Origin of the sequence: Burkholderia sp. JPY481 (genome assembly GCF_038900515.1) — a bacterium.
In the GTDB taxonomy this organism is placed as follows: Bacteria; Pseudomonadota; Gammaproteobacteria; order Burkholderiales; family Burkholderiaceae; genus Paraburkholderia; species Paraburkholderia youngii.
Window position 1 is genome coordinate 1 of sequence record NZ_JAYMRT010000064.1, and the last position, 7234, is coordinate 7234.

General features: G+C 60.9%; 5 protein-coding genes. 1 reads left to right on the forward strand and 4 read right to left on the reverse strand.

Features of this window, described 5'->3' with window-relative positions:
• Positions 1 to 197 precede the first annotated feature (197 nt).
• From VSR82_RS39265 to VSR82_RS39280, 4 genes are all read right to left on the reverse strand, one after another.
• On the reverse strand, positions 198 to 1238 hold the full coding sequence (locus VSR82_RS39265; protein WP_498858849.1) for an SAM-dependent methyltransferase: 1041 nt from the start codon (positions 1236 to 1238) through the stop codon (positions 198 to 200).
• Positions 1231 to 4506 carry a type 2 lanthipeptide synthetase LanM family protein gene (locus tag VSR82_RS39270; RefSeq protein WP_498858850.1) on the reverse strand — a complete coding sequence of 1092 codons (3276 nt, stop codon included), beginning with the start codon at positions 4504 to 4506 and terminating at the stop codon, positions 1231 to 1233. Before VSR82_RS39270 ends, VSR82_RS39265 begins: the two co-directional genes overlap by 8 nt.
• A 14-nt stretch (positions 4507 to 4520) precedes the next feature.
• Positions 4521 to 4859: a hypothetical protein gene (locus tag VSR82_RS39275; RefSeq protein WP_410853035.1), complete on the reverse strand. Its 339-nt coding sequence runs from the start codon at positions 4857 to 4859 to the stop codon at positions 4521 to 4523.
• Positions 4860 to 4948: 89 nt separating this feature from the next.
• A complete protein-coding gene (locus VSR82_RS39280) occupies positions 4949 to 5248 on the reverse strand; it encodes a hypothetical protein (RefSeq protein WP_498858851.1) in 300 nt (99 codons plus the stop codon).
• A gap of 848 nt (positions 5249 to 6096) precedes the next feature.
• Between VSR82_RS39280 and VSR82_RS39285 the strand changes: the two genes are divergently transcribed.
• A complete protein-coding gene (locus VSR82_RS39285; RefSeq protein ID WP_498858852.1) occupies positions 6097 to 6732 on the forward strand; it encodes a RhiA family protein in 636 nt (211 codons plus the stop codon).
• Positions 6733 to 7234: the final 502 nt, after the last annotated feature.

The following is a 7234-nucleotide window of genomic DNA, read 5'->3' on the forward strand; positions in this document are numbered from 1 at the left end:
ATGCCGGGCTATGCGACCGGCGGCTTCTTTTTGCCATCTTTGGGTTCCTTTTGCTGGTCCCTATGACCAGCTCAGGCCCCGACCGTTCCACTTACCGACCTTGTCCGAAATTCCGGCGCCACCTCTCAACGGCAGAGGCACGGACTGCCGTCCAGCACGGCACGGGAGCGCAATGATGCGCCACGACGCTTCCCGGCTCATTGCCGGTCGATCCACTCTGGCATCGCCGGGGTGGCCTTATCAGTCCCCGCTTCGTGCGCGAATGCGATCCTCGCCGTGCTCCGGGCCAGCGCCTGACGTCGCCATGCATCCGCCAGCGTGCGTGACGACGATACGAGATCGTCGTCGAGCCGCTCCTCGATCTGCTTCAGGGCGACGTTGGACGCGATCGGCGCAAGTTGCAGCGGCGAGCCGTCCGCGCCGGTTTCGAGAAACACGATGGAGCGTTCCCACACGTGCATGCGCGACCAGAACGTCGCATCGCGCTCGCCGCATTCCGATGCGGGTACGAACAGCGTGTGCAGCGGCGTCATCATCTGCACCGTTCGATGCAGGTCGGCCAGCTTGAACCAGAATTCGTGCATCATGTCGGCCGGATGCATCGGAAACCTGACCAGCGCCATTGCCTGACGCGGCCCGAACGACAGCGACAGCGTCTCGGCCAGCGCGTTAAAGCGGTCGGCACGGGATTGCGGCCAACCCACGTGCCACAACGTGTCGAAGTAACCGGGCTGGATGACGACGGTATCGAGCCCGGCGCTCAGCCTGATTCGCCGTGCCACGAGTTCCTGTGCGAGCACGGTCTGTAACCCGCTGGACGGATCGATGCCGAACGTGATGCAAAGATGCTCCAGACTGGAAATGCCCGCGACGATCCGGGTGCGCAGCCCGGCACCGTGTGCGGCCTCCAGCACGAAGCGCGTCACGAGGTCCGTCACCATCGCACTGCCCGGCTCGATCAGGACCACGGCGCCCGACTCGCGCGCCGCGCCCACCACCCGGGACGCCATCGCGCGGTACATGTCGGGCCGATACTGGCCGACCTGATAGTGACCGGTATCGATGTCGACGACGTCCGCGTCGCCGGCGAGATCGGCCAGCCAGCGGGCAACGCCCTCATGACATCCGGCGTGAAACACGACCTCTGCGTGGCGAATCGCCCGACATGCCTCGACGCTCGGATCCTTCGAAAAATCGAGCCCGCCGCCAACGATGGTCACTTCCGCTTCGCTATGCATCTGATGTCTCCTCTTCTCGATCCCAATGGGTGGACGCAATCGGGCGAGACCCGATCCCCCACAGCAGCGCGCATGGAAACTTGCTCGGATACGCGAGGCGGAGCAATTCGTAGCCAATGCCCGCGACACCCTGGAAAAAACCGAGGTTCTCGTTGTCGCTGCCGAACGGCCAGCTAAAGCCTTCCACCGTGCGATCCAGACGAGCAGCGGCGCGTCGGCGCGCCAGCGCGACGAGCGCCGGCCTCCCGAGCGTGACGCCGGCTTCCAATAGCAGATCGAGCCGTCCGAAATTGCCGCAGCACAGGCAGTCGAGCGCGCTCATCGGTTCCGCCACCGTGCGGGCGATTGCCCGCTCCAGGTCTTCGCGCACGGCGCGTGCGGACGCGCCGTGCAGAACCATCCCGAGACGCGCCAGTCCGATCCCGGATGCGCCGTGGCACCATCGGCAGCTCGCGTGTTCGGACTGCGGTCGTTCCTCGGCCTCGAAGCGCAGGTCCGGCCAGTTGCCGGTTGCATCATCGAAGAGCGCGTGCTCGTATGCGACCCATTCCGCAGCGGCGCTAGAGCATTCGCGTCGCGCCGACGCGGCCGCGAGGCGTTGGAGCGCATAAGCGAACCCCGCCGCGCCGTGAGACATCCCCGCGAGTGGACGCGCATGGCCGACGGTATCGTCCGCCGGAGCCGGCCGACAGTGTGCGAGCAGATGCGCACCGCAGGCCATGGCGCGGTCCAATCCGATCGGCCGGCCGGCCTCGTGCAAAGCCAGCAAGCCGAGCATGGCACCCGCCGCCCCGCCGATGACGTCGTATGCGGTATCCGCGCCGATCCACGCGTCACCGATGCATTGCGCGATCTCCTCGGCCCAGTCCAGCAGCATGTCAGAGTCGGCCAAGTGCGCGCCCAGCACGAGCGGATAGATGCAGGACGCCAGGCCTTCGGCTCCGCCGAGAATCCGGTCCCGGTCGGGAAAGCCGGCATGCCGTTCGCGGACGAAACCGTCGCGCAGCGTCGCAAATGCGTTGAGGCCGGTCTGCCTGCAATCGTCGCGTCCGGTCGCGCGAGCAAGGGCCAGCAGGAAGACGGCAATGCCCGCCGTCCCGTCATAGAAGTTCTCGCCTAGCACCTGGATGTGCGGCGCGGCATCGATGGCGGTCGAGGGCAGGCCGATCCATGTCGCACCGCCGTCGCTGACGACGGCCAGCGACAGCAGATGCTCGCCGATGCGGGTAGCACGCTGCACCATTTCCTGAGGACGCCAGGCTCGATCGCTGTCCTCCGGCCACGCGTCGCTGGCGAACGCGGGCGCGATGCCATCGCGCGAGAACGCGAAGCGCAAGAGTCGCCGCTGCTGCTCAAGGTGTGCGTCGTCGAATGCATCGAGCCGTGCCGCCGCGTGCGCCATCGGCGACAGCACGTCGTCTTTCAGGTAGAAGAATTCGACTTCCTCGCCGCCAACCTCATGCAGTGTCGTGCCGTCGCTTCTCATCCGGAACAGCGGCGTATCGAGGCGCAGCATGGCCGTCTGCTCGCAACGCACGCACGTTATTGCGTTCGCGTCGACCGGATGATGGAACCGCATCAGGAACTCCAACTCGAGGCTGGCGCTCAACCCGTCCACCAGCCGCGTCGGCTGCATCGCACGCCGGCTCAACATCTCATAGAAGCGCGTGTCGCGGAGCACGACCCGCACGCTGGTGTCGCGAAACACGGCGAGCGCGTCGCGGACCGTCTCGCGATGGGCCAGAACGAAGCGCCCCATGGCCACGAGCCCGGCATCGATGTCTCCGAGATGGCCCGAAGGATCGGCAATGGATTCCGCGAGCCTCGGCAGATGCCGCACGGCGTCGATTGCAAGCGGCTTGCGGCCGAGCATCATCGCATCGGTATTTGCATGCAGCCAGCCAGTCACCTTGACCTCCTCGGGAGCCGACCAGCTCAGCCCGCCCGCGGTCCATCTCGTACTGCGAAACGTATTCCAGTACGGGAGATAGCCCGATTCGAGCACCGATGCGCTCATGATCCGCACCGCGGCGGAGATAGCCGGATGCCAAGGCCGGTCGTCGCCATCTAGCCTGCCCCCGGGGCGCAGCAGCGTTTCGAGGTCCACCGGTATTGGATGGCTGCCGCATGCAATGACGTTCTCCTGATGGAAATCGCAACTGCCAAGGATCTGGAACAGCGCGAGAAGCGCGCCTGCGCGCAGGTAGAACACGCGTACTTCGTCGAGCGACGCGCACGGCTCGGCGTTGACAAACGACGTCCAGCCATAGCCGTCCCGGCATAGTACGTCCGGCGTCCGGAGTTCGCCCGGTGCGCCGGCTGCCTGGATGCGTTGCAGGAATGTCGCCCACGCACCATCGATGCCCAGATCCCGAGGCTTATAAACCAGCTGCTGCCCGCTGTCGAACCGCACGATCGCGACGCCGCGCCCGTCCCGGTGCCGATCCGACATGCCGAAGTCCAAGCCGGCGACCGCACCGGGCGAGCGACCGCCGAAGAACCGCGCGACAATCACCTGCCGATCATGCTCGAGACGCTGCGCGAGCTCCGTCACATGCTGCTCCCACTGCAGGACGGAGATCGCGAAAAAGCGGGCAAGGACCGGCTTTCGATCGAGCAAGCGAACGAAATGCCCGCTGCGCAGCCACGACAGGAAATCGGTGTAAATTCGGTTCGACGCGGCCGCAGCCTCGTCCGCCGCAAGCTGGCCGTGCGATTGCCGGACCGACCGGAATGCGTCGAACCAGACGTAAAGGCTGTCGGCGAACAGGGCGGACAGGTGTGTGGCTAGCCCAGCGCTCACGTCGTCTCGAACCGGCGCGGCCCAAAGCGAGCCATCCAAATGGCGGGCGATGCGATCCCATATGGCACGGCCCAGCGGACGAAAGAGATCGGCAAACGGGACATTGCCGTTGTCGCGGCCCTCCGATGCCGCGTCGCCCGTACAAACGAGCGCAATCCACGCGGGCAAGCGATTCGCCCAGTCAGGCAGCGCAGCGCGGCCGGCCTGCCTAGTAGGGCCGAGGCGCAGCACCGCCTGGTGCTCGCTCAGCCCGAGCCGTTCGAGATAGGTGTCGAAATGGTGCGCGTGATCCTTCGCGGCCAATCGGCGCCAGGACGCAAAAGCGGTAGCCTCCTTGTCGCCCCCGACGCCACCGGCGTCGGGGGGGCAGGTCAGGCGCTCGCCTAGCCACGCGCTGCGAGCGACCCAATCGCGCAACGTCGATTCCGCGAGTGGAGGAAGAAGCGTGACGACTTGCGCGTCCATCGCGAACCTCTCCGTCAGCCCCGACACCCGCCGCAGGTGTGCTCGCAACTTTCGGTGATGGTCTGCGTCGTGCGGCCGAATCGCATTTTCGACCGCGTGCCGGAGGCAGCGGCGCCGATTGCGTGCAAGTCGCAGGTCTCCAGATCCTCGTCCAACGCCAGCGACGGGTCATTCACGGCCGGTGCGGTGTCTGTCGCTTCGACGAGCATCGCTTCCAGCATTTCCGGATCGATCGCGTGCACTTCCGTCTCGGCGCCGTTCGGCCGTGCACCTCGCAATGATGAATTGCTGCTTGACGTATGGTCATTCATATCAACTCCTTCAAAAATATCCAACAGGTTTATGACGTTCACGCCCGTATCGGCGATACGGACACTTATTTTCCTGCGGTTTCGATTTCTTGAACAATGAAATCGACCAATATCGTTAAGTTATTCCTGTTTCAAGAAAACCTCTCATGAAAGGACAAGCCGATCCGTACTGCACGAAAATTTGTATTCAATGCCTTGTCGTTCGGAGCAAGAACGCCATGTCCATCGACATAGTCGGCCAGTCTGTTCAAAGCGCCCAGAGGAATTCCCGTTCTGGTTACGGGTCGAGATAACGCACTGAGTGGGTCGGAAAAACCTGCCCGCGCTGCTTCGCACGCTTCGCCGCTGAACAGCAAGCGATAGTCATCAATGGAGTTGATCGCCACCGTCGTTGAGATAGTTTCACCGGGTCTTGAGTCGGGCAACATCATCCCCCGGCAATTTATGCTCGATCTCGAGAATTCATTTCGGATGCAATTGTGGGCATATAAATAAAATTGTCCATCGCAGAACACGTCGAAAGCGTCCCGAGCAAACCAACTAGGCAACCGGCCTGGCGAATGTTGTTAAAGGAACACGCATATGGAGTCATGGTGTCAAAGCGCGGCGGCGCGGGTATCCGTAAGACGGGCATGTCCTTTTTCCTGAGCAGCTCGCATGTTTATCAAAAGCGAGTTTCATGCCAACTCACTCGTTTCCGCCCACATTCGCGACCGTCGGTCAGCCAACGCAATTTTTACGTGGAGGCCTACATTTCAAACCCGACAAACCCGCCGTTTATCGTCTTAGTTGCGACGAGGCCAATTTCGGCGCTGTCACGTTAAATTGTTCGCGGCGCAATAGCGGAGAGGACTCAGATCTGTTCAGAAAACGGAACCCGGCACCTCAATGAAAAGATGCCAAGCGGCGAAGCGTGCGGCGAGCTGATTGCGATAGAGTGAGGTGAGCAGTTCTTCGACGCCGGCTTCGCCCGATCGCTTGCGCCGCCGCGTGAGTACTTCGGTCCCGCTTGTGAACATACAATGTCGAGAACCCAACACCTAGGACAATCACCCTCAAAGACTAATGTGTTGTGTCGGCCATTTCTCGTGTTCTCGGGTCACCTGGCACGTAAGCTGCTTTGGCTAGGCGAACGTACAAACGTTCCACCAACCGGAAACGTAGTACCTTACTCATTTACTTCGTAGAACTTTCACACCTTGATTGAGCAAATCGTTCAGATTTGCCGCCAAGGGCAGGATAAGTTATCCATCAACTCTTGAAATAAGTGAATGCACTCATGTCTTCTTACACCATATCCGTGCTCAATGCCAGCGGCGCTCCCGCGAATGTCGCTATCTACCAGACGTATCCTAATTTAAAAGCAGGATTGCCACTAGTGTGGCTTCTGCAATCGGTCAACAATGGCAATACCAATATCTACAATTGGACAGTCGACTGGGCGCTCAACTGGGGCACCTCCGAGCAACCGCTTGTACCGGGCGTCCAGTGGAGTTCTGGCGGCCCGCTCCAAAGGATGGATCCAACCGCTGCTGGCGGCAACAACGAGATGGGCGTGACTTATGCTGATGAGCAGTTTGAGACTCGTCCTCTGGCATTCAACGACCCGCAGGTGCCCAACGGTAGCATGCTGGTCACGACAGACGCGTCGTTTACAGTTTCACAGTCACAAGCAATGAGCCTTGCCGTGTACATGAATTCTCTGCCAACGTTTGCAATGCAAGGCAAACCAAATGGCAAATTTTTGTTTGACACCCACCCGATTTACTGGATCTGCACAACTGAGGCCAAGCAAGGCGTTGCTGTCTCTGGCAGCTTTGTCAGCAGTCCGACACAATTCGAATTTGCGGGAGGCGCGACTTCGTTGAAATTCAAGCTGACTGATACGTTACAATTCGTCCCGGGCCCGGTATAGCCGGAGGCTGGCAGCCTGCTTTTCGGTGGCTCGGTAAAACCAGTCTGTTTTCAAACAGACTGGTTTTTATTAAGCTCGGCGACAATAAATTGCCAATACGCGCCATCACCGCCAATGGCAAATCAATAAGCGCATATAATATTCATCTATATCAATTCCCTTGAAGCATTCATTTTCTCCCGCGAAGAAGAAGGATCGACATTTTATCGTGACCTATTCCGTGACCGTCGCCAATAGCAGTGGCGCACCGCAGAACGTTGCGATATTTCTGGCGGACACTTTCGGCAAATGTTGCTTTTCACTGGTCTGGCTACGAAGCAGGATCAATGACAAAGGCAACCACCAATTCAAGTGGGACGATACTGCTTACGGACTTTGAGCTTCCCTCGGTTTTTCGCCTTCCAGAGGTCCGGGGTTATGCAGCCGTATCCTTTGTCCGCTGAGCCGCAAGCCAGTCTTGCATGAACTGAGTTGGCGACGTGAAGCCGAGCGATGAATGACG

Coding starts and splice junctions, on each gene's coding strand:
- VSR82_RS39285 (WP_498858852.1), top strand. CDS start 6,097: ATGTCTTCTTACACCATATCCGTGCTCAATGCCAGCGGCGCTCCCGCG.
- VSR82_RS39265 (WP_498858849.1), bottom strand. CDS start 1,238: ATGCATAGCGAAGCGGAAGTGACCATCGTTGGCGGCGGGCTCGATTTT.
- VSR82_RS39270 (WP_498858850.1), bottom strand. CDS start 4,506: ATGGACGCGCAAGTCGTCACGCTTCTTCCTCCACTCGCGGAATCGACG.
- VSR82_RS39280 (WP_498858851.1), bottom strand. CDS start 5,248: ATGATGTTGCCCGACTCAAGACCCGGTGAAACTATCTCAACGACGGTG.